The sequence below is a fragment of the Streptomyces sp. PH10-H1 genome (genome assembly GCF_030063355.1).
Lineage (GTDB): Bacteria > Actinomycetota > Actinomycetes > Streptomycetales > Streptomycetaceae > Actinacidiphila.
In genome coordinates this window covers 26,488-48,422 of record NZ_JASISZ010000010.1, presented here as the reverse complement: position 1 = coordinate 48,422, position 21,935 = coordinate 26,488, and the positions used below count along the sequence as shown (strand labels likewise).

At 70.2% G+C, this 21,935-nt stretch carries 19 protein-coding genes, 5 tRNA genes and 1 pseudogene; 10 read left to right on the top strand and 15 right to left on the bottom strand.

All coding sequences use genetic code 11. The features are described from left to right. Positions 1-76: 76 nt before the first annotated feature. Together leuD and leuC are read right to left on the bottom strand one after the other, a co-directional pair. Positions 77-670 (bottom strand): 3-isopropylmalate dehydratase small subunit, encoded by a 594-nt coding sequence (leuD, locus tag QMK24_RS09125; protein WP_283464815.1) that lies wholly within the window; start codon positions 668-670, stop codon positions 77-79. Positions 671-675: 5 nt separating this feature from the next. After that, on the bottom strand, positions 676-2,106 hold the full coding sequence (leuC, locus tag QMK24_RS09120) for a 3-isopropylmalate dehydratase large subunit (protein ID WP_283464814.1): 1,431 nt from the start codon (positions 2,104-2,106) through the stop codon (positions 676-678). A gap of 161 nt (positions 2,107-2,267) precedes the next feature. Between leuC and ndgR the strand changes: the two genes are divergently transcribed. Beyond that, positions 2,268-2,984 (top strand): IclR family transcriptional regulator NdgR, encoded by a 717-nt coding sequence (gene ndgR / locus QMK24_RS09115; RefSeq protein ID WP_138356489.1) that lies wholly within the window; start codon positions 2,268-2,270, stop codon positions 2,982-2,984. A 110-nt stretch (positions 2,985-3,094) separates the two neighbouring features. On the opposite strand, the gene QMK24_RS09110 is transcribed toward ndgR, so the two are convergent. Continuing rightward, entirely contained in the window at positions 3,095-3,586 is a 492-nt protein-coding gene (locus tag QMK24_RS09110) for a DUF4188 domain-containing protein (RefSeq protein WP_283464942.1), read from the bottom strand. Between the two features lie 84 nt (positions 3,587-3,670). Between QMK24_RS09110 and QMK24_RS09105 the strand changes: the two genes are divergently transcribed. After that, a complete protein-coding gene (locus QMK24_RS09105) occupies positions 3,671-4,318 on the top strand; it encodes a MerR family transcriptional regulator (RefSeq protein WP_283464812.1) in 648 nt (215 codons plus the stop codon). A 99-nt stretch (positions 4,319-4,417) separates the two neighbouring features. Here the strand turns inward: QMK24_RS09105 and QMK24_RS09100 are convergent. The 9 genes and pseudogenes from QMK24_RS09100 to QMK24_RS09060 all read right to left on the bottom strand — a co-directional run bounded on the left by QMK24_RS09100 (position 4,418) and on the right by QMK24_RS09060 (position 8,032). Beyond that, positions 4,418-4,490: transfer RNA gene (locus tag QMK24_RS09100), tRNA-Glu, on the bottom strand. 29 nt (positions 4,491-4,519) lie between these two features. After that, positions 4,520-4,591: transfer RNA gene (locus QMK24_RS09095), tRNA-Gln, on the bottom strand. Positions 4,592-4,603: 12 nt separating this feature from the next. Beyond that, positions 4,604-4,676, bottom strand: a tRNA-Glu gene (locus tag QMK24_RS09090). 61 nt (positions 4,677-4,737) lie between these two features. Beyond that, positions 4,738-4,810 (bottom strand) — tRNA-Glu (locus QMK24_RS09085). A gap of 21 nt (positions 4,811-4,831) precedes the next feature. Then, a tRNA-Gln gene (locus QMK24_RS09080) sits at positions 4,832-4,903 on the bottom strand. A gap of 200 nt (positions 4,904-5,103) precedes the next feature. After that, a pseudogene (locus tag QMK24_RS09075) lies at positions 5,104-5,370 on the bottom strand (HAD family hydrolase); the annotation flags it as partial. Between the two features lie 98 nt (positions 5,371-5,468). Next, positions 5,469-6,947, bottom strand: a complete 1,479-nt coding sequence (gene gltX / locus QMK24_RS09070; protein ID WP_283464811.1) for a glutamate--tRNA ligase — start codon at positions 6,945-6,947, stop codon at positions 5,469-5,471. Next, positions 6,940-7,722 carry a fumarylacetoacetate hydrolase family protein gene (locus QMK24_RS09065; RefSeq protein WP_283464809.1) on the bottom strand — a complete coding sequence of 261 codons (783 nt, stop codon included), beginning with the start codon at positions 7,720-7,722 and terminating at the stop codon, positions 6,940-6,942. Before QMK24_RS09065 ends, gltX begins: the two co-directional genes overlap by 8 nt. A 127-nt stretch (positions 7,723-7,849) precedes the next feature. Beyond that, positions 7,850-8,032: a hypothetical protein gene (locus QMK24_RS09060; protein ID WP_283464808.1), complete on the bottom strand. Its 183-nt coding sequence runs from the start codon at positions 8,030-8,032 to the stop codon at positions 7,850-7,852. 592 nt (positions 8,033-8,624) lie between these two features. Between QMK24_RS09060 and QMK24_RS09055 the strand changes: the two genes are divergently transcribed. From QMK24_RS09055 to QMK24_RS09020, 8 genes are all read left to right on the top strand, one after another. Continuing rightward, complete coding sequence (locus QMK24_RS09055) at positions 8,625-12,503, top strand: sensor histidine kinase (protein ID WP_283464807.1); 3,879 nt, start codon at positions 8,625-8,627, stop codon at positions 12,501-12,503. A gap of 9 nt (positions 12,504-12,512) precedes the next feature. Next, the gene (locus tag QMK24_RS09050; RefSeq protein ID WP_285370762.1) at positions 12,513-12,926 is read left to right on the top strand and encodes a roadblock/LC7 domain-containing protein; all 414 of its coding nucleotides are present in this window, start codon (positions 12,513-12,515) and stop codon (positions 12,924-12,926) included. Positions 12,927-12,993: 67 nt separating this feature from the next. Then, complete coding sequence (locus QMK24_RS09045; protein WP_283464806.1) at positions 12,994-13,401, top strand: DUF742 domain-containing protein; 408 nt, start codon at positions 12,994-12,996, stop codon at positions 13,399-13,401. Continuing rightward, a complete protein-coding gene (locus QMK24_RS09040) occupies positions 13,382-13,987 on the top strand; it encodes a GTP-binding protein (RefSeq protein WP_374117340.1) in 606 nt (201 codons plus the stop codon). Before QMK24_RS09045 ends, QMK24_RS09040 begins: the two co-directional genes overlap by 20 nt. Positions 13,988-14,299: 312 nt before the next feature. Continuing rightward, positions 14,300-17,422 carry a sensor histidine kinase gene (locus tag QMK24_RS09035; protein WP_283464804.1) on the top strand — a complete coding sequence of 1,041 codons (3,123 nt, stop codon included), beginning with the start codon at positions 14,300-14,302 and terminating at the stop codon, positions 17,420-17,422. A 9-nt stretch (positions 17,423-17,431) separates the two neighbouring features. Next, the gene (locus QMK24_RS09030; protein ID WP_269272720.1) at positions 17,432-17,845 is read left to right on the top strand and encodes a roadblock/LC7 domain-containing protein; all 414 of its coding nucleotides are present in this window, start codon (positions 17,432-17,434) and stop codon (positions 17,843-17,845) included. Positions 17,846-17,944: 99 nt separating this feature from the next. After that, entirely contained in the window at positions 17,945-18,475 is a 531-nt protein-coding gene (locus tag QMK24_RS09025; RefSeq protein WP_283464802.1) for a DUF742 domain-containing protein, read from the top strand. Further along, a complete protein-coding gene (locus QMK24_RS09020; protein ID WP_283464801.1) occupies positions 18,456-19,034 on the top strand; it encodes a GTP-binding protein in 579 nt (192 codons plus the stop codon). The genes QMK24_RS09025 and QMK24_RS09020 overlap by 20 nt, the downstream gene beginning before the upstream one ends. 66 nt (positions 19,035-19,100) lie before the next feature. On the opposite strand, the gene QMK24_RS09015 is transcribed toward QMK24_RS09020, so the two are convergent. The 3 genes from QMK24_RS09015 to QMK24_RS09005 all read right to left on the bottom strand — a co-directional run bounded on the left by QMK24_RS09015 (position 19,101) and on the right by QMK24_RS09005 (position 21,935). After that, the gene (locus QMK24_RS09015) at positions 19,101-19,325 is read right to left on the bottom strand and encodes an acyl-CoA carboxylase epsilon subunit (protein WP_283464800.1); all 225 of its coding nucleotides are present in this window, start codon (positions 19,323-19,325) and stop codon (positions 19,101-19,103) included. A gap of 6 nt (positions 19,326-19,331) precedes the next feature. Then, positions 19,332-20,915 carry an acyl-CoA carboxylase subunit beta gene (locus QMK24_RS09010; protein WP_283464799.1) on the bottom strand — a complete coding sequence of 528 codons (1,584 nt, stop codon included), beginning with the start codon at positions 20,913-20,915 and terminating at the stop codon, positions 19,332-19,334. A 147-nt stretch (positions 20,916-21,062) separates the two neighbouring features. Beyond that, positions 21,063-21,935, bottom strand: a complete 873-nt coding sequence (locus tag QMK24_RS09005; RefSeq protein WP_283464798.1) for an HpcH/HpaI aldolase/citrate lyase family protein — start codon at positions 21,933-21,935, stop codon at positions 21,063-21,065.

Here is a 21,935-nt window from a genome sequence, read left to right as displayed (position 1 = left end):
TGCGGGCATGCCGAAGCGCCCTCCGCGGACGGCGGAAGGCGCTTCGAAATCCCTGCTGGGAGCCGGCTGAGGGCCCTCAGAGCTGAACGGTGCTCGGCTTGTGCGCCGGGCGCCCGGCCTCGTAGGTGGTGATGTCGCCCTCGTTGGCGAGCGTCAGGCTGATGTCGTCCAGCCCCTCCAGCAGCCGCCAGCGGGCGTTGTCGTCCAGCTCGAACGCGGCGGTGATGCCCTCGGCGCGCACCTCGCGGGCGACCAGATCTACGGTGACCTCGGCGGTCGGGTCGGCCTCGGTCAGCTTCCAGAGCCGCTCGACGGTCTCCTGCGGCAGCACGACCGTGAGCAGGCCGTTCTTGAGCGAGTTGCCCCGGAAGATGTCAGCGAAGCGGGACGAGACGACGGCTTTGAAGCCGTAGTTCTGCAGCGCCCACACAGCGTGCTCGCGGGACGAGCCGGTGCCGAAATCGGGGCCGGCGACCAGCACGGTCGCACCCGCCCGCTCGGGCAGGTTGAGGACGAACGTCTCGTCCTTGCGCCAGGCCTCGAAGAGCCCGTCCTCGAAGCCGTTGCGGGTGACCTTCTTCAACCAGTGGGCCGGGATGATCTGGTCGGTGTCGACGTTGCCGCGGCGCAGCGGTACGGCCCGGCCGGTGTGTGTGGTGAAAGCTTCCATCGTTGTCAGGCCTCCACAGCGGTACGGGCGTCGGCGTCGGTCAGGTCCGCGGGCGAAGCGAGGTGCCCGAGTACCGCCGTAGCGGCGGCGACCTGCGGCGATACCAGGTGGGTACGGCCGCCCTTGCCCTGCCGTCCTTCGAAGTTGCGGTTGGAGGTGGACGCGGAGCGCTCACCAGGCGCGAGTTGGTCGGGGTTCATGCCCAGGCACATCGAGCACCCGGCGTGCCGCCATTCGGCGCCGGACTCGGTGAAGACCTTGTCCAGGCCCTCCGCGACGGCCTGCAGAGCGACCCGCACCGAGCCGGGGACGACCAGCATGCGGACGCCTTCGGCCACCCGCCGGCCTTCGACGATCGACGCGGCGGCGCGCAGGTCCTCGATCCGGCCGTTGGTGCACGAACCGACGAATACGGTGTCGACCTTGACCTCACGCAGCGGCTGACCTGCGTGAAGTCCCATGTACTCCAGGGCCTTCTCGGCGGCCAGCCGGTCGCTGGGGTCGTCGTACGAGGCCGGGTCCGGCACCGAGGCGCTCAGCGGGGCGCCCTGGGCGGGGTTGGTGCCCCAGGTGACGAACGGCGCCAGCGACGTGCCGTCGATGTAGACCTCGTGGTCGAAGACCGCGTCGTCGTCGGTGCGCAGCGTCTTCCAGTACGCCACGGCGGCGTCCCAGTCCTCGCCCGCCGGCGCGTGGTCGCGGCCCGCGAGGTAGTCGAACGTGGTCTGGTCGGGGGCGATCATGCCGGCCCGCGCGCCCGCCTCGATCGACATGTTGCAGACGGTCATCCGGGCTTCCATCGACAGGTTCTCGATGGCCGGGCCGCGGTATTCGATGACATAGCCCTGGCCGCCGCCGGTGCCGATCTTCGCGATGATCGCGAGGATCAGGTCCTTGGCGGTGACATCGGCCGGCAGTGCGCCGCCCACGGTGATCGCCATGGTCTTGGGGCGGGCCAGCGGCAGGGTCTGAGTGGCCAGTACGTGCTCGACCTGGCTGGTGCCGATGCCGAACGCGAGCGCGCCGAAGGCGCCGTGCGTGGAGGTGTGGCTGTCACCGCAGACCACGGTGGTGCCGGGCTGGGTCAGGCCCAGCTGCGGTCCCACCACGTGGACGACGCCCTGCTCGACATCGCCCAGCGGGTGCAGCCGGACGCCGAACTCCGCGCAGTTCTTGCGCAGCGTCTCCAGCTGGGTGCGCGAGACCGGGTCGGCGATCGGCTTGTCGATGTCGAGGGTCGGGGTGTTGTGGTCCTCGGTGGCGATGGTCAGATCGGTCCGCCGCACCACGCGACCGTTCGACCGCAGGCCGTCGAACGCCTGCGGGCTGGTCACCTCGTGCAGCAGGTGCAGATCGATGTAGAGAAGGTCGGGCTCGCCCTCGGCGTGCCGGACGACATGGTCGTCCCAGACCTTCTCCGCGAGTGTCCTACCCATCGCTGTCCCTCCGACCGGCGTCGCCGCCGGCCTACTCGTCTGATGTGGCGCCGTCCGGTCCCCTCGCTCCGGACGCCGTCCCGGCCGTGTGCCCCCAAGCCTGACGGCTGCGCCGGAAAATTGAACTTGCGTTTCACAGTGTGAGACGCGAATATCGTTGCATGGACAACTCTAGCGGCGTCGGCGTTCTCGACAAGGCGGCTCTGGTGCTCAGCGCGCTGGAGTCCGGCCCGGCCACCCTGGCCGGGCTTGTCGGAGCCACGGGCCTCGCCCGCCCCACAGCGCACCGCCTCGCGGTCGCGCTCGAACATCACCGGCTGGTCGCCCGTGACATGCAGGGCCGCTTCATCCTCGGCCCCCGGCTCTCGGAACTCGCCGCCGCGGCGGGTGAGGACCGGCTGCTGGCCACGGCCGGCCCGGTGCTCACGCATCTGCGGGACGTGACCGGCGAGAGCGCCCAGCTCTACCGCCGCCAAGGCGATATGCGGATCTGTGTGGCCGCGGCGGAACGGCTGTCCGGACTGCGGGACACCGTGCCGGTCGGCTCCACGCTGCCGATGAAGGCCGGCTCGGCGGCCCAGGTGCTGATGGCCTGGGAGGAGCCCGAACGGCTGCACCGCGGCCTTCAGGGCGCCCGCTTCACGGCCACCGCGCTGTCCGGCGTACGGCGCCGGGGCTGGGCCCAGTCCATCGGCGAGCGCGAGCCGGGCGTCGCCTCGGTCTCCGCGCCGGTCCGCGGGCCCTCGAACCGGGTGGTCGCCGCCGTCTCGGTCTCCGGACCGATCGAGCGGCTGACCCGGCACCCGGGCCGGATGCACGCCCAGGCCGTCATCGACGCCGCAGGACGGCTCTCGGAGGCGCTGCGCCGCAACGGCTGACGCGGCCGACCGCGGACCCGCACCATCCCGGCACGCACGGACGCCGGGGGCCCGGTCCAGGCCCCCGGCGTCCGTGCATGGTCATCCGCCCGCAGGCGTCGCCGTGGCTGTCAGCCCGCCCGGTACGCCAGGCGGTCCGCGGCGCTCTCGCCCCGCCGGCCCACCGGGACCACACCGGTGGCCTCGCCCAGGCCGTACTCCGGCATGTTGACGTAGATCGACTCATGGCCGCCGACGGGCACGACATAGGTCTCGTGGAAGAAGCCGACCTTGTTCTTGCCGGCCCGCGCACGCCGGTTGAAGGCCGCCCACGCGGGGCGGTGCTCGCCGTTCTGGTCCGACGCGTAGGCGAGCAGTTTCTCGCGCGATTCCCAGTACTGGATCACTTCGAAGACGCGCGGGAATCCGGGCCGGCCCCGGAAACCCAGCAGGCCGCTGCCCTTCTCCCCCGACAGTTCCTTCAGCATGCGCGGCATCGCGGTGAACACCGGCCACCAGCTGCGCACGGCCAGGAAGTTGTTGATCCGCATCCCGATGATGAAGACGATCACCTCGCCCCCGGCGTCGGCGGTGGTCCGGCCCTCGATCGGCTTGGCAGTCATGGTGGATCCCCCGGCCTCGACGTATTGGATAGTGGCACTATCCATGTTTGGATAGTGCCACTATCCAAAGAAGGGCGCAAGAGGATGCGGCTGGCGCAATTGAGTGAGCGCAGCGGAGTGCCCGCCGCGACGATCAAGTACTACCTGCGGGAGCAGCTGATGCCCCCGGGCCGCCGGATCACCGCCACCCAGGCCGAGTACGGCGACGACCACCTGCGGCGGCTGCGCCTCGTGCGCGCCCTGATCCAGGTCGGCAAGATGCCGGTCGCCACCGCGCGCCAGGTGCTGGCCGCCGTCGAGGACGAGTCACTGGACCAGAACATGCGGCTGGGTGCGGCCGTACGGGCGCTGCCGCACGGTCCGGAGCCGGACGAGGACGATCCGGCGACCGTCATCGCGCGGCAGGAGGTGGGACTGCTCATGGAGCGGCTCGGCTGGTCCGAATGCCGGGACGTGGGCGACAGTTCTCCCGCCTGGCGGACGCTCGTGGCGGCGGTGGCCGCGCTGGCCCGGCTCGGATACCCCTGCGACGCCGGGCACTTGGCACCGTACGCCCGGTCCGCGGCCCAACTGGCCGTCGCCGACCTGGATCTCGTCGAGGAGTTCACCACCCCCCTCGAACAGGTCGAGGCGGCCGTCGCGCTCACCGTGCTCTACGAGCCGGTGCTGCTGAGCCTGCGCCGGCTGGCGGAGGCCGAGGAGTCCAACCGCCGCTTCGGCGCGGGCGGTTGAGACGGTCCTACGAGGCCGGCCGGACCGGCGGGAAAGCCGGCCGGACCGGCGGGAAACGGGAAGAGGCCCTCCGCTGTTGCGGAGGGCCTCTTCCTTACGTACCCCCGACCGGATTCGAACCGGCGCTACTGCCGTGAGAGGGCAGCGTGCTAGGCCGCTACACAACGGGGGCTCGCACTTGCTTTGCCATACGTTACTGCGCTGGGGTACCAGGACTCGAACCTAGACTAAGGGAACCAGAAACCCTCGTGCTGCCAATTACACCATACCCCATGGTGTGTCAAGTACCCCCGACCGGATTCGAACCGGCGCTACTGCCGTGAGAGGGCAGCGTGCTAGGCCGCTACACAACGGGGGCCCTAGCGATCCTGCATCGTCACGGCCGGGTGCGACCCGAAGGCGACGGAGAGAAGGATCTGTACCCCCGACCGGATTCGAACCGGCGCTACTGCCGTGAGAGGGCAGCGTGCTAGGCCGCTACACAACGGGGGCTCGCACTTGTTTGGTATTGCGCTGGGGTACCAGGACTCGAACCTAGAATAAGGGAACCAGAAACCCTCGTGTTGCCAATTACACCATACCCCACCAAAACACAACCCCCTGCTGGGGGTTTGTTTGATGTTGCGCTGCCCCGCCTGGCCTTTCGGCCCGCTTGGGCGGCGCAGGAAGAACATTACCCGATGGGAGACGGGGCTCCAAAACCGGTATTCGCGGCCAGCGGCCCGGTCCACGTACGCCACCTCGGCCGGCGGCGGGCCCAGCGCCGCGCAGCCCGCCAGGAACGCCCCGGCGGCGGGCTTGCCGACGCCCACCTCGGCCGCGCGGAGCAGCACCTCGAAGTGGTGCCGCTGTCCCGGCGTGCGCAGCTTGCGCTCCTGGTGGGCAGCGCTGGAATTCGACAGGACTCCCTTCCGGCAGCCGGGCGCCAGCACCTCCAGCACGGGCAAGGTGTCCGGGAACAGGCCCCAGGCGGCCTCGAAGTGCGACACATGGCGCTGGAACCACTCCGGCGCCTCAGCGCCGCTCAGCGGCTCACCCGGGAACTCCCGCACCCGGTCGCGGCGCCGGACGCCGAAAAGCGCCGTACGGGCTGAATTCAGCCCGTACGGCGCTCGAGGACTACGCGGCCGAAAGACGGCCGGTCACGGCGCTAGGCGGCGAGTTCGGCCAGGGCGGCGTCGATACGGGCCAGGGTGCGCTCCCGGCCCAGCACCTCGAGGGACTCGAAGAGCGGCAGGCCGACCGTGCGGCCGGTGACCGCGACGCGGACCGGCGCCTGGGCCTTGCCGAGCTTCAGGCCGTGCTCCTCGCCGGCCGCCAGAACGGCGGCCTTGAGCGGCTCGGCCGCCCACTCGGCGTCGGCGAGCTTGGCGCGGGCGGTGCGCAGCAGGGCGTCGGAGCCCTCCTTCATCGCCTTCTGCCAGGACGCCTCGTCCCGCACGGGCTCATCGAGGAAGAGGAAGTCGACATTGGCTGTGATGTCCGAGAGGACGGTGAGGCGGGTCTGGGCGTGCGGGGCGATCTCCTCGAAGGCCGCCTGGTCGAACGCCTCGGGCGCCCAGGGCGCGAACGGGGCCTTCAGCCACGGGGTGCAGGCCGCCATGAACGTCTTCACGTCCAGCATGCGCAGGTGCTCGGCGTTGATGTGCTCGCACTTCTTGAGGTCGAAGCGCGCCGGGTTGGCGTTGACGTCCTTGATGTCGAAGGCGGCGACCATCTCGTCCATCGAGAACAGGTCCCGGTCCTCGGCCAGCGACCAGCCGAGCAGCGACAGGTAGTTCAGCAGCCCCTCGGGCAGGAAGCCGCGCTCGCGGTACAGGTTGAGCGAGGCCTCCGGGTCGCGCTTGGAGAGCTTCTTGTTGCCCTCGCCCATGACGTACGGGAGGTGGCCGAAGGCCGGGGTGGTGCCGTTGCCGACGCCGATCGCGGCGAGGGCGCCGTAGAGGGCGATCTGCCGCGGGGTGGAGGACAGCAAGTCCTCGCCGCGCAGCACGTGGGTGATCTCCATCAGCGCGTCGTCGACCGGGTTGACCAGCGTGTAGAGCGGCTTGCCGTTGGCCCGGACGATGCCGAAGTCGGGCACGTTCTCCGGGGTGAAGGTCAGCTCGCCGCGCACCAGGTCGGTGAAGGTGACCGGCGCGTCCGGCATCCGGAAGCGGACGATCGAGGTGCGGCCCTCGGCCTTGTACGCCGCCACCTGGTCACCGGTGAGGTCACGGCAGTGGCCGTCGTAGCCCGAGGGCCGGCCGGCGGCGCGGGCGGCGTCGCGGCGGGCGTCCAGCTCGGGCGTGGTGCAGTAGCAGTCGTAGGCGTGGCCGGCGTCCTGGAGCTTCTTCGCGACGTCCGCGTAGATGTCCATCCGCTCGGACTGGCGGTACGGGGCGTGCGGGCCGCCGACCTCGGGGCCCTCGTCCCAGTCGAAGCCGAGCCAGCGCATCGAGTCGAGCAGCTGCTGGTAGGACTCCTCGGAGTCCCGGGCGGCGTCGGTGTCCTCGATGCGGAAGACCAGAGTGCCCTGGTGGTGCCGGGCGAAGGCCCAGTTGAACAGGGCGGTGCGGACCAGGCCCACATGGGGGTTACCGGTCGGCGAGGGACAGAAACGGACACGTACGGGGGATGCGCTAGCCACGCTTGATCACCTTGTTGGTGAGAGTGCCGATGCCTTCGATGGAGACGGCGACCTCGTCGCCGACGTTGAGCGGTCCTACGCCTGCGGGGGTGCCGGTGAGGATGACGTCGCCCGGGAGCAGCGTCATCGCCTCGGTGATGTGCACGATCAGGTCCTCGATGGAGCGGACCATCTGGCTGGTCCGTCCGGCCTGGCGCAGCTCGCCGTTGACCGTCGCGGTGATCGCGAGGTCCGAGGGGTCGAGATCGGTCTCGATCCAGGGGCCGAGCGGGCACGCGGAGTCGAAGCCCTTGGCGCGGGCCCACTGGCCTTCGGCGCGCTGGGCGTCCCGTGCGGTGACGTCATTGGCGCAGGTGTATCCGAGGATGACGTCCTTGACGCGTTCGCGCGGGACCTCGCGGCACAGCCGGCTGATCACGACGGCCAGCTCGGCCTCGTGGTGCACCTCGTTCGAGAACGAGGGGTACACGATCGGGTCACCCGGGCCGACCACGGAAGTGGACGGCTTGAAGAAGGTGATCGGGACCGTGGGGACCTCATTGCCCAGTTCAGCCGCGTGCTCGGTGTAGTTGCGGCCGATGGCGACGACCTTGTTCGGGAGCACCGGCGGCAGGAGCCGGACCTTGCTCACCGGCACCTTGGTGCCGGAGAGCGCGAACTCTGCGAACGGGATGCCCTTGATGATGTCGAGGACGAGGCCGTCGGGGACGGTCGCGTCGCCCTCGACCGCGCCGAAGGCGACATTGCCGTCGATGGAGAACCTGGCGATGCGCACGGGAAGCTGCTGCCCCTCACTGGCCGAAGACTGGATTGCTCCAGATTAACGTGAGGCCCCGGGCGCTCCCCGCCGATTTCCCGCCCCGTGCTTCCCGCCCTGCCCTGCCGGCGATCGGAACGTGCGATCAGGCGGTGGGCGCGTCCATGAGGATCGTGCGGCGCGGGTTGGCGGTCTGCTGCGGCAGCGCCTCCATGATGACGTCCTCGGCCGCGATCACCGGGGCCTGCAGCTCCTCGGCATCCTTGAGGTGCATGAGGGTCGTGCGGCGCGGGTTGGCGATCGGACGGAACAGCATGGTGGTCTTCATGTGGTGTCTGGGCCTCGGGGGGTTGAGGCGCCCGGTCGGGCGCGGGTCTGCGGATTCCCTGGTTTACAGCACGCTGCCTTGCGTAAAGATCCAGGCTAGTGGCGACAGTTCCCCGATTTCCGTGACCCAGGCAACGATCCTGTTGTGATTTTGCTCACGAACTACCCGACATACAGCCCTAATCGGACGCCCCATCCCGGCAACCGAAGCGGACATTGCGGCGGTTCCCGGACGTTACCCCCCGCTCCGGAACGACCGGGTCAGCCTGCCCGGACCGTCCTGTGGTGCCCAAAAGTTCCAGAATCGCGGGCTTTCTCCGAAACGGACCTAGACGCTCCGTGCTCGGACCACTGCATCCAGTCACTCATTCCACTGACTGGGCTGCGGGCCTTGTTGGAGATCCTGCACTGTGCTGGAATTCCCCGGACCGCCACATCTATCGAGCCAGCGCGTCAGGGGGCGCGTTCGAGCATCGAGCGGCGGTGAAGGGCATCGTCGGTTCATCCCTACTCCGGGGTGACCGGGGCCCCCATGACTCGACACCGTCCCGCCGCACGTGCGGGGGACGCCTGGTCCAGAGGTTGCGACGCTAGTGCAGGGACGTTTCAAGAGGGACAGCGGCGCTGCGGGCGACCCGGAGCAGCCCGGCGGAGCCAACAGCGGTCCGTCGCCGCAGCGATCCGACGACGCCGTGAACACCGCGGCCGCCGGACGCTCAACCACGCACAGCGGCATCGACGCCGGCCGGATCACGGGCGGCGTCGGCAAGCCGGGCCCCCGAATAGCCATGCGCAACTGGCGGATCAGCACCCGTCTGATCTCACTGCTCGCCCTGCCGGTGGTCGCCGCGACCTCGCTCGGTGCGCTGCGTATCTCGAGCTCGCTGGACAACATCACCCAGCTCGAGCACATGAAGCAGCTCACCCAGATCACCGAGCACGCCACCGACCTCGCCGGTGCGCTGCAGGAGGAGCGGGACCGCTCCGCGGGACCGATGTCCTCGGGCACCGGCAAGAGCGACGACGCCGTCGGGGCCTCCCGGGAGGCGACCGACCGCTTCCGCAAGCTGTTCCAGAGCACCACCGACGACGTCGACCCGAACGACCAGGTCTTCGTCGGTGTCCGTTCCACCCTGCTCGCCATCGAGCAGCAGCTGGGCGGCATCAACGAGATCCGTGACCAGGCCTACACGCAGCCGCAGTACATCGCGCTGACGGTCAACAAGTACGACTCGCTCATCCAGTCGCTGCTCTCGCTGTCCCAGGACATGGCGCAGGCGACCAGCAACCAGGAGATGATCCGCAGCACCCGCGCGCTGGCCGCGTTCTCCTCGGCCAAGGAGTTCGAGTCCATCCAGCGTGCGGTGATCAGCGCCGCGCTCGCCCCGCAGGCCGGTGCCTCGCTCTCCGAGAACGACTGGCAGTACGCCAAGGCCGCCGCCCAGTCCGAGAAGACCGCGCTCACCCGGTTCGGGAAGATCTACGGCGGCGCCGACGCCGTCGAGCTCATGGCGCCCCTCGAGGGCGGCAACGACACGATCAAGAACCACGACACCAACGCGACGCGGATCCTCAACTCGCAGCACGGCATCGACACCTTCGCCGCCACCGGCGCCACGTACCGCGACTGGGACGACGCCGCCCGCAGCAAGATCCAGGCGATGACCAACATCGAGCGGTCGCTGCTCAACGAGATGCAGCAGCAGGCCCTCAAACTGCGTGGCGAGGCCCAGCGCCAGGCGATCATCGACGGTGCGATCATCCTGATCGTCCTCGGTGTCGCCGTCGTCGGCGCCTTCATCGTGGCCCGCTCGATGATCCGCTCGCTGCGCCGCCTGCAGGACACCGCCCAGGACGTCGCCCAGAAGCGGCTGCCCGAGCTGGTCAAGCAGCTGTCGGAGTCCGACCCGCAGGACGTCGACACCTCCGTCGTCTCGATCGGTATCCACAGCCGTGACGAGATCGGCCAGGTGGCCCGCGCGTTCGACGAGGTCCACAGCGAGGCCGTCCGGCTCGCCGCCGAGCAGGCGCTGCTGCGAGGCAACGTCAACGCGATGTTCACCAACCTCTCGCGCCGCAGCCAGGGCCTCATCCAGCGCCAGCTCTCGCTCATCTCCGAGCTGGAGAGCCGCGAGGCGGACCCGGACCAGCTGTCCAGCCTCTTCAAGCTCGACCACCTCGCGACCCGTATGCGCCGTAACGGCGAGAACCTCCTCGTCCTCGCGGGCGAGGAGCCGGGCCGCCGCTGGACCCGCCCGGTCCCGCTGGTCGACGTGCTGCGCGCCGCGGCCTCCGAGGTGGAGCAGTACGAGCGCATCGAGCTCACCTCGGTGCCCGCCGCCGAGGTCACCGGCCGTATCGTCAACGACCTCGTCCACCTGCTCGCCGAGCTGCTGGAGAACGCCACCTCGTTCTCCTCCCCGCAGACCAAGGTGAAGGTCACCGGCCACGCGCTGCCGGACGGCCGGGTGCTGATCGAGATCCACGACACGGGAATCGGGCTCTCGCCCGAGGACCTGTCGGACATCAACGAGCGCCTCGCCAACCCGCCGACCGTGGACGTCTCGGTCTCGCGCCGCATGGGCCTGTTCGTGGTCGGCCGGCTGTCGCTGCGACACGGCATCCGTATCCAGCTGCGCCCGTCGGACTCCGGCGGCACCACCGCGCTCGTCATGCTGCCGGTGGACGTCACGCAGGGCGGCCAGAACGCCAAGAACGCGGCCGCCGGCAAGCGCGGCCCCATCGCCACGGGCATGCCCGGTACCCCCAACGGGCCCGGCGCCTCCGCCACCAACGCCTTCGGCGCCGCCGCCGGTCCCGCGGGACAGGTCGGCCGGCCGCCGCAACGCGGCCAGGTCGCGGGCACCGGACCGCGCCCGGCACTGAACTCCGGCCCGGCAGGCGGTCCCGGCGGCCCGGGTGCTCCCGGCTCGGGCGCACGCCGCGCGGGTGGTGCCCCCCAGAACGGCCAGCCTCAGGGCCAGCCGCAGCCGTCCGGTCCGAGCTGGGCCCAGGGCGACGGCCAGCCGCAGCAGGGCCAGCCGCAGCGCGGCGGGCCCCCGCAGGGCTTCCCCCCGCCGCCCCCCGGCGGCTCCGGCGACCGCAGCCCCTCGCAGGACACTCCGCGCGGCCACGAGGACGTGGAGTCCACCGCCCGGTTCGAGCGCCCCGACTTCGACGGTCCGCCGCCCGGCGGCCGTCCGGTGTCCCCGCAGCCGCGTGGCGACTACCAGCGCCCCAATGCCGGTCCCGGTGCGGGCTCCCGGCAGGACGCGGGGCTGCCGCTCGGCGACCCGTTCGCCCCGTCCCCGAACCACTACCCGGCGCCCACGGCGCAGGACGCGGGACCCGGCGGCTTCCGTTCCGACGTGTTCGGCGGAGCGCAGGGCCCGAACCCGGTACGCGGCGGAGCACGCCCCGACGCGCACCAGCCGGGCTCCCCCAGCGGTGAGTTCCCGCGTCCCGGCAACCCGGGTAACAGCGGAACCGGCGAGTTCCCGCTGCCGGGCGGCCCGCAGAGCGGTCCCCGTGGCAGCGACTACCCGAACGGCAGCGACACCGGCCAGTTCCCGGTGCCCGGTACGCCCCCGGTCAACGGCCGGCCGCAGGCCGAGCCGTACCCGGGCCAGCGCGTCCCGTCCCAGGACCGGCAGGGTCTGCCGCAGCGCGGCGGATCCCCGGCCGACGGCGGGTTCGCCGGCAACCAGTCGGGACCGCAGGGACAGCCGGGACAGCCGCAGGGTTACCCGCAGCAGGGCAACCAGCAGCAGGGGTTCCAGCAGCAGGCCAACCGGCAGCCCAACCGAGGCACCGAGCCGCAACTGCCGCCGGTCTCGGAGCCGATGGCGCTGCCGCCGGCCCCGTCGCGCGGTGACGAGCCGACGCCGATCTTCGCAGCGATCGAGTCCGACTGGTTCCGTACCGGTCAGGCCGAGCGGATGCAGCAGGTGCACGTCGAGAGCGCGGCGGCGGCGCCCGCAGCGCCCGCGGCTCCGGCCCGTCCCGCGGCGCCGCAGCCCCGGCCGGCTGCGCAGCCGTCCCAGCCCCAGCAGCCGCTGCCGGTGCAGCAGCAGCCCCAGCGGGCGCGGGCCGAGCAGCCCGCGCCGGCTCCGTCCGCCGCACCGCAGCGGCCGGCCGCGCCGGCCCAGCCGACGCAGCCGATGCCCCGCGAGACGCCGAACTGGCGCACTTCGCCCAACGATGAACTCCGGCAGCGGGCCGAGCAGGTCCGCGAGCCGTCGGCGGGCGGGGTGACCCCTTCCGGGCTGCCCCGTCGCGTACCCAAGGCCAACCTGGTCGCGGGCGGGGCCACCCCCCAGGCGGCCCCGCAGGGCGGCCCGCAGGTCTCCCGGGCGCCCGATGATGTGCGCGGGCGGCTGACGAACCTCCGGCGCGGCATCCAGCAGGGCCGCGAGGCAGGCAATGGCAACACCGACGGCCGGGGCTTCGGCACGAATAACCAGGAGCGTTAGTTGAGTGCGATGAGCCAGGCGGCACAGAATCTGAACTGGTTGATCACCAACTTCGTGGACAACACCCCTGGGGTGTCCCACACGGTGGTGGTCTCCGCCGACGGCCTGCTGCTCGCGATGTCCGAGGGCTTCCCTCGCGACCGCGCGGACCAGCTCGCCGCCGTCGCCTCCGGCCTGACCTCGCTCACCGCCGGAGCCTCCCGCATCTTCGAAGGCGGCGCGGTCAACCAGACCGTCGTGGAGATGGAACGCGGTTTCCTCTTCATCATGTCCGTCTCCGAGGGCTCCTCCATCGCCGTACTCGCCCACCCCGAATGCGACATCGGCCTCGTGGGCTACGAAATGGCACTGCTCGTCGACCGGACCGGGACCGTCCTCACCCCCGACCTCCGCTCGGAACTGCAAGGCAGCCTGATGCATTGACCACGCTTCACCAGACAACGCGTACTTCCTGCACCGCGACCGCATTGCCCGGACACGGAGGACCCTCATGACCCCGCCACCCGCCTCGCCGGGCCCGTACGGCGCGTCCCACCACGCGCCGTACGGGGTTGAAGGCGACCAGCCGCTGGTGCGGCCGTACGCCATGACCGGTGGCCGGACCCGGCCGCGCTACCAGCTCGCCATCGAGGCGTTGGTCAGCACCTCGGCCGATCCGGGCCAGTACCAGGGACTTCTTCCCGAACACCAGCGGATCTGCCACCTCTGCCGGGAGATCAAGTCGGTCGCCGAGATCTCGGCGCTGCTGGGATTCCCGCTCGGTGTGGCCCGCATTCTCGTGGCCGACCTCGCAGAGGCCGGCATGGTCGCTATTCACCAGCCGGGCAGTGGCGAGGCCGGCGGACAGCCTGATGTGACACTGCTCGAAAGGGTGCTCAGTGGACTTCGCAAGCTCTAGACCGCAACCTCAGGCGGCTTATGGCCCGCCTGTGGCCCGGTCCACCACCTCGGCCAAGATCGTGGTGGCGGGCGGCTTCGGCGTGGGCAAGACCACGTTCGTCGGCGCGGTCTCGGAGATCAACCCGCTGCGCACGGAGGCCGTCATGACCTCCGCGTCGGCCGGAATCGACGACCTCAGCCACGTCCAGGACAAGACGACCACCACGGTGGCGATGGACTTCGGCCGTATCACCCTCGACGACGACCTGATCCTGTACCTGTTCGGTACACCGGGCCAGGACCGCTTCTGGTTCATGTGGGACGACCTGGTGCGTGGCGCGATCGGCGCCGTCGTCCTGGTCGACACCCGGCGGCTGGCGGACTGTTTCCCGGCCGTCGACTACTTCGAGAACAGCGGCCTGCCGTTCGTTGTCGCCCTCAACGGTTTCGAGGGGCACCAGCCCTACCGCCCCGAGGAAGTCCGCGAGGCGTTGCAGATCGGGCCCGAGGCACCGATCATCACCACGGACGCCCGCCATCGCGGCGAGGCCAAGTCCGCGCTGATCACACTCGTGGAGCACGCACTGCTGGCGCGGCTCAAGTAAGCTCTCCAGTTCGGCAGTTGCCTCCAGGACCGGCTGTGTCTTTTGACACGGCCGGTTCTTGCGTTCATAACGTTTCGACAGAGAATCAGCGTGCGATGAACACCCCCCGCGCTCGACTGGTTCCGTAGGGGTGATGCGAACGGTGCGGTTTGCCCCCTCATTGAGCTTATGCCTTATTTATATAGCCCCGTTCGATCGTTCGTTGCACTCCGTACGACGTTTGGCTAGCACCCCCATGACGTGCTGAAATTCGCAGAACCCGTGAGTAGTAACGGCACATTGCTGTGTTGTCGCCGAGAGGTTGTTGGTCGAGTGAGGAACACCAGGCGAGCGGAGCCGGGCTCCGCAGAAGGCCCCCGGGGCAATTTCACGCCGCCCCCGCGGTACGACGGCGCGCCCGATACTGCCGCGGTCGCCGCCCCTGAGACGCCCGCGGGATCCCGCAGCCGCTTCGCCGTGCGCAACTGGCGGGTGGCCACCCGGCTGAACGCCATCCTCCTCATCCCGGTTCTCGTCGCTCTGGCCATGGGCGGCTTCACGGTGCAGAACTCCGTGCAGACCTGGCAGCAGGCGGACGCCGCCAAGCGCACCGCCATCCTGGTGCGCGCCGCGGCCGGCTACAGCCACGCCTTGATCAACGAGCGCGACGTGACCGTCGTTCCCCTGCTGCAGGGCAAGCGCACCGATCCCGCCGTGACGGGGGCCTACGCGGCCACCGACGCCGCCGCTGAGACCTTCAACGAAGCGGTCCGCCAGATGCCCTCCACCGAGGGCCTCAGGCGCCGGGTGGACGGCTTCCGCACAGTCGAGCCGGGACTGCAGAAGCTGCGCCAGGCCGCCTACACCCGGCAGCTGCCGGACAAGCAGACCGAAGAGGCGTACGTCGGCATCCAGCACCCGCTGATGGAGCTGGCCAACGAGCTCGGTCTCGGCACCGGCAACATCACCAGCTACGGCCGCACGCTCTACGCCATCTCGCTGGCCAAGGCCGCCGAGTCGCTGACCCGCTCCATCGGCATGCACATCCAGATCGAGGGCCAGGTGCCGGCCAAGGAGCGCAAGCTCCAGCAGACCGCCCTCACCTCGTACCTGTATCTCCAGGGCATCGCGATCCAGGAGTATCAGGGCGGCGGTACCCCCGCCGATGTGCAGCGGCTGAAGGACGCCCAGGCCGCCGCGCAGAAGAAGGGCGAGGAGCAGTTCACCGCCGCCGCCACGGAAGCAGCGGCGGCCGGCGCGAAGCTGGTGCCCCCGCCGTCGATGGAGAAGATGGTCGCCGAGATCGCCTCGGACAAGTCGGCCAAGGAGCTCAAGGCCGAGGGCATCACGCCGGAGAGCTGGTTCGGCACCACGACGCTCGCCTTCGACGCCTACCGGACCGTTGAGCAGCACCTCGCCGACACCGCCGTGAACGACGCGGAGACCATCGCGTCCGGCGCCAAGACCGACGCGATCGTCAACGCGGTCATCGTCGTCCTCGCGCTGATCATCGCCTTCATCGTCGCGGGCATGATGGCCCGCAACATGAGCCGCAGCATGCGCAAGCTGCGCAACGCCGCCTTCGACGTCGCTGAACAGCGGCTGCCGGGGCTGGTCGACCAGCTGTCGCGTACCGACCCGGGCCGGGTGGACACCACCGTCCAGCCGATTCCGATCACCAGCCACGACGAGATCGGCGAGGTCGCCCGCGCCTTCGACCAGGTGCACCGCGAGGCCGTCCGGCTCGCCGCCGAGCAGGCATTGCTGCGGGGCAACGTCAACGCGATCTTCACCAACCTCTCGCGCCGGAACCAGGGCCTCATCCAGCGGCAGCTCACGCTGATCACCGAGCTGGAGAACAACGAGGCGGACCCGGACCAGCTCGAGAACCTCTTCAAGATGGACCACCTCGCCACCCGTATGCGCCGCAACGGCGAGAACCTGCTGGTCCTCGCCGGCGAGGAGCCGGGCCGCCGCTGGAACCAGCCGGTCCCGCTCGTCGACGTGCTGCGCGCCGCGGCCTCCGAGGTGGAGGCGTACGAGCGCATCGAGCTGGTCGGCATACCGGAGACGGAAATCCACGGCACCGCCGTGACCGACCTCGTGCACCTGCTGGCCGAGCTGCTGGAGAACGCCACCACGTTCTCCTCGCCGCAGACCAAGGTGCGGGTCACCGCGACCCGGCTGCCGGACGGCCGCGTCATGGTCGAGATCCACGACCGGGGCATCGGCCTGACCGCCGAGGACTTCGCGGACATCAACCACAAGCTGGCCGATCCGCCGACCGTGGATGTCGCGATCTCCCAGCGCATGGGCCTGTTCGTGGTCGGCCGGCTGGCCGACCGGCACGGCGTCCGCGTCCAGCTGCGCCCCTCGGGCGAGCAGGCCGGCACCACCTCGCTGGTCATGCTCCCGGAGCTGATCACCCACGGTGGCGGCGGCGAGGACCAACTGCCCGACGACGAGCCGGACTTCACCGTGTCGCGGATCGTCCCCGAGCAACCGACCGCCGAGTTCGGCTACCAGCCGACCGCCGCCGAGCTGGGCTTCGACGACTCGAAGTACCAGCGCTCCGACGAGTCCGCGTTCGCGGCCCCCGGCACCGGACAGCTCGACCCCGTCGGCCGCTCACTGCTGCGCGAGGAGCGCAGGGCCCAGCTGGAGGCCTCGGCCTCCGACCGGCAGGAGGACGTTCCGGTGTACCGCGAGGAGGTCCCCCAGCAGCAGGGCCGGCAGGGCTACGAGCCGCAGTACGACGGCGGCTACGCCGAGGGCCAGGACTACCCGGGGCAGGACTTCACCGGGCAGCGGGAGTACAGCGGCCAGGACGAGTACGGGCAGCCCGCGTATCAGCAACAGGCGCCGTACGAGCCGGAGTGGCAGCAGGACTTCGCCGCCCAGCCCGCACCTTCCGGACCTCCCGCCCCACCCGTTCTGGACGACTGGGTGCAGCCCACGGCGTACCAGGACCGGCCCGGACCGGAATCCGTTCCCGGAACCTCCTTCGGGGCACCGGAGAGCGTAGGCTCCCCCTCGCTGACGGAACCCGGCCTGCCGCGCCGTGACCGGCAGTGGCCTCAACCCGACGAGGCGGCAGCGGCACCGCCGGCCCCTCAGCCCGATCCGGAGCCGGAACAGGCGCCGGAGCAGGACGAGACCGACTGGCGTTCCCAGAACGACCAGCACTGGCAGCGGGCCGAACAGGTCCGCGAGCCGAAGGCAGGTGGGGTAACCCCCTCCGGCCTGCCCCGTCGAGTGCCCAAGGCCAACCTGGTCGCGGGCACCGCACAGCAGACTCCGCAGGGCGGCCCACAGGTCTCCCGCGCGCCGGAGGACGTCCGCGGCCGGTTGAGTAATCTGCGCCGCGGCGTCCAGCAGGGACGCACTGCGGGAACTGACACGAACGGCCAGGCCCCCGACAATCACTACGGTGGCCCTCAGAACCAGGAGCGTTAGTTGAGTCCGATGAGCCAGGCGGCACAGAATCTGAACTGGTTGATCACCAACTTCGTGGACAACACCCCTGGGGTGTCCCACACGGTGGTGGTCTCCGCCGACGGCCTGCTGCTCGCGATGTCCGAGGGCTTCCCTCGCGACCGCGCGGACCAGCTCGCCGCCGTCGCCTCCGGCCTGACCTCGCTCACCGCCGGAGCCTCCCGCATCTTCGAAGGCGGCGCGGTCAACCAGACCGTCGTGGAGATGGAACGCGGTTTCCTCTTCATCATGTCCGTCTCCGAGGGCTCCTCCATCGCCGTACTCGCCCACCCCGAATGCGACATCGGCCTCGTGGGCTACGAAATGGCACTGCTCGTCGACCGGACCGGGACCGTCCTCACCCCCGACCTCCGCTCGGAACTGCAAGGCAGCCTTCTCAATTAATTGGGTGCCTGCTCAACTAACGGACAGGCGTGCGGGCGCGTCCCCGTACCCATAGGGTGCGGGAACGCAGCCCCCACAACCTCATCAGGAGGAGGAACCGTGACAACGCCACCAGGCGGAGATCCGTACGGCAGCCAGCAACAGCAGCCGCCTCTGAACCGCTTCAACTTCCCCTCGGCTCCGACTCCTGAGCCCGAGCCCCGCTACCGGCAGCCCCGGATCCAGCCGTACGAGCCGCCGCAGGCCCCGCCGCCGCGGTCCACGTCCGGCCGGCCGCGCGCCCAGGCGCCCTCCGGGCTGGTCAGGCCGTACGCCATGACCGGTGGCCGGACCCGGCCGCGTTACCAGCTCGCCATCGAGGCGTTGGTCAGTACGACGGCCGATCCCGCCCAGCTGCGCGGGCAGTTGCCGGAACACCAGCGGATCTGCATTCTCTGCCGGGAGATCAAGTCGGTCGCGGAGATCTCCGCGCTGCTGTCGATCCCTCTCGGCGTCGCCCGGATTCTCGTCGCCGACCTCGCCGAAGCCGGTCTGGTCGCCGTCCACCAGCCCGGTGGTGACGAGTCCGCGGGTGGTCAGCCAGAAGTGACATTGCTTGAAAGGGTTCTCAGTGGACTTCGGAAGCTCTAACGGCGCGACCCGTTCCACCACCTCCGCGAAGATCGTGGTGGCGGGCGGGTTCGGCGTGGGCAAAACCACGTTCGTCGGCGCCGTTTCGGAGATCAATCCGCTGCGCACCGAAGCTGTGATGACCTCCGCATCAGCCGGCATCGACGACCTGACGCACGCGCCTGACAAGACCACGACCACCGTGGCGATGGACTTCGGCCGCATCACGCTGGACGAGGACCTGATCCTGTACCTGTTCGGCACCCCGGGCCAGGACCGGTTCTGGTTCATGTGGGACGACCTGGTGCGTGGCGCGATCGGCGCCGTCGTCCTGGTCGACACCCGGCGGCTGGCGGACTGTTTCCCGGCCGTCGACTACTTCGAGAACAGCGGCCTGCCGTTCGTCATAGCCCTGAACGGCTTCGACGGCCACCAGCCGTACGGTCCCGAGGAGGTGCGCGAGGCCCTGCAGATCGGGCCCGAGGCACCGATCATCACCACGGACGCCCGCCACCGCGGCGAGGCCAAGTCCGCGCTGATCACACTCGTGGAACACGCCCTGATGGCGCGCCTGCGGTAGCGCCACCACGGCGAAGGCCCCGCACACCGTCCGGTGTGCGGGGCCTTCGCCGTGGAGCGGGGCGCGTCAGCCCTGCCAGCTGTGGGCGCTGCGGAAGCCGCTCTGGCGCTCCAGCCGGCGCCAGCCGGCGGTACTGCGCGGCTCGGTGTATTCGGCCGCCACGCGGCCGTTGGCCGCGGCGCGCGCCAGCAGGACGGCGGTGAGGGCCGCGAGCTCCTCGGCGTCGGCGTGGCCCTTCTCGACGCGCACAACGGCGTCGGCGGGAGTACTCAAGGTGATCTCCGTCTTCATGCGGGGCTACTGCGGCGGGTTGCCGTGCTTGCGCGACGGCAGGTCTGCGTGCTTGGTGCGGAGCATCGCCAGCGAGCGGATGAGGACCTCGCGGGTGTCGGCCGGGTCGATGACGTCGTCCACCAGACCTCGCTCTGCGGCGTAGTAGGGGTGCATCAGCTCCGCCTTGTACTCCTTGACCATGCGGGCCCGCATGGCCTCGGGGTCGTCGGCCTCGGCGATCTGCTTGCGGAAGATGACGTTGGCGGCACCCTCGGCGCCCATCACCGCGATCTCGTTGGTGGGCCAGGCGTAGGTCAGGTCGGCGCCGATGGACTGGGAGTCCATGACGATGTAGGCGCCGCCGTAGGCCTTGCGCAGGATCATCGAGATCCGCGGCACGGTGGCGTTGCAGTACGCGTAGAGCAGCTTCGCTCCGTGCCGGATGATCCCACCATGCTCCTGATCGACGCCGGGCAGGAAGCCGGGTACGTCCAGGAGAGTGACGAGCGGGATGTTGAAGGCGTCACACATCTGGACGAAACGCGCGGCCTTTTCGGAGGCCGCGATGTCCAGGACACCCGCCATGCTGTTGGGCTGGTTGGCGATGATGCCCACGACCTGGCCGTCCAGCCGGGACAGGGCGCAGATGATGTTGGTGGCCCAGCGCTCGTGGATCTCCAGGTACTCGCCCTCGTCGACGATCTCCTCGATCACCTTGCGCATGTCGTACGCGCGGTTGCCGTCGGCCGGTACGAGGTCCAGCAGGACGTCGCCGCGGCGGTCGGCCGGGTCGGTGGTCTCGGTGGCCGGCGGGTTCTCCCGGTTGTTCTGCGGGAGGAGGGAGAGCAGGTAGCGGACCTCTTCGAGGCAGTGCTGCTCGTCGTCGTAGGCGAAGTGCGACACGCCGGAGATCTCGGAGTGGACATCGGCGCCGCCGAGGCCGTTCTGGGAGATCTTCTCGCCGGTCACGGCCTGGACGACGTCCGGTCCCGTGATGAACATCTGCGAGGTCTCACGGACCATGAAGACGAAGTCGGTGAGCGCCGGGCTGTAGGCCGCGCCGCCCGCGCACGGGCCGAGCATCACCGAGATCTGCGGGATGACACCCGAGGCCCGGGTGTTCCGCTGGAAGATCCCGCCGTAGCCGGCCAGCGCCGAGACGCCCTCCTGGATACGGGCCCCGGCGCCGTCGTTCAGCGACACCAGCGGCGCACCGGAGGAGATGGCCATGTCCATGATCTTGTGGATCTTGGTGGCGTGCGCCTCGCCGAGCGCGCCGCCGAAGATCCGGAAGTCGTGGGCGTACACGAACACGGTCCGGCCGTGCACGGTGCCCCAGCCGGTGATGACGCCGTCGGTGTACGGCTTCTTGGCCTCCAGGCCGAAGCCGGTGGCACGGTGCCGGCGCAGCGGCTCGACCTCGTTGAAGGAGCCTTCGTCCAGCAGCAGCCCGATCCGCTCGCGTGCGGTCAGCTTGCCCTTGGCGCGCTGCGCCTCGGTCGCCCGCTCGCTGGGGCCGCGGAGGACCTGCTCGCGGATCGCGCGAAGCTCGGCCACGCGCCCGCGAGCGTCGTTCACCTCGGCGGGCACCTCATCCAGAAAGCTCATGTATCGACAGTACGAGCGGGACCCCGTTCGACGGGGGGTCGACTTCGTACAGTGTCCGCTCGTACTTCATGGCGGGTATCGACAGAACCGGATAAGGGCCGGGCCCCGCACAGAGTGCGCGAGACCCGGCTTTTTGTACCTTTCGCCCTACCGTCCGGCGACCGCTCCGGCCAGCGCGAGGATCCGGCGGGCGTCCTCGACATGCAGGTTCTCGATCATCCGGCCGTCGACCGTGACCACGCCGCGCCCCTCTGACGTGGCCTGATCGAAGGCTTCGATGATCCGGCGGGAGTGCGCCACCGCATCCTCAGAGGGTGCGAAGAGCCGGTTGCAGGGCTCCAGCTGCTTGGGGTGGATCAGGGTCTTGCCGTCGAAGCCGAACTGCCGGCCCTGGAGGCATTCGGCCTCGAAGCCCGCCAGGTCCTGCACGTCGTTGTAGACACCGTCCAAGATGGTCTTGCCGGTGGCGCGGGCGGCGAGCAGGGCCAGCGACAGGCCGGTGAGCAGCGGGGCACGGCCGGGGACGTGCTCGGCGTGCAGTTCCTTCGCGAGGTCGTTGGTGCCCATCACCAGGACGGTCAGCCGCTCGCTCGCGGCGGCGATGGCGCGGGCGTCGAACATCGCCCGCGGCGTCTCGATCATGGCCCAGATCGCGGTGCGGTCGGGGGCGCCGGCCGCCTCCAGGGCGCGCTCGACGGCCCGTACGGTCTCCGGGGAGTCGACCTTGGGGACGACGACGGCGTCCGGGCCGGCCTCGGCGGCGGCCCGCAGGTCGTCGGCGTGCCACGGGGTGTCCGGGGCGTTGACCCGGATCGTCACCTCGCGGTAGCCGTACTCCCCGGACGCGGCGGCGGCCGCGACGCGCTTGCGGGCGTCGGCCTTGGCGTCGGGGGCGACGGAGTCCTCGAGGTCGAGGATGAGCGCGTCGGTGGCGAGGGTCTTGGCCTTCTCCAGTGCGCGCTCATTGGCGCCGGGCATGTAGAGCACGGAGCGGCGGGGGCGGAGGGTGGTGTCCGTCAT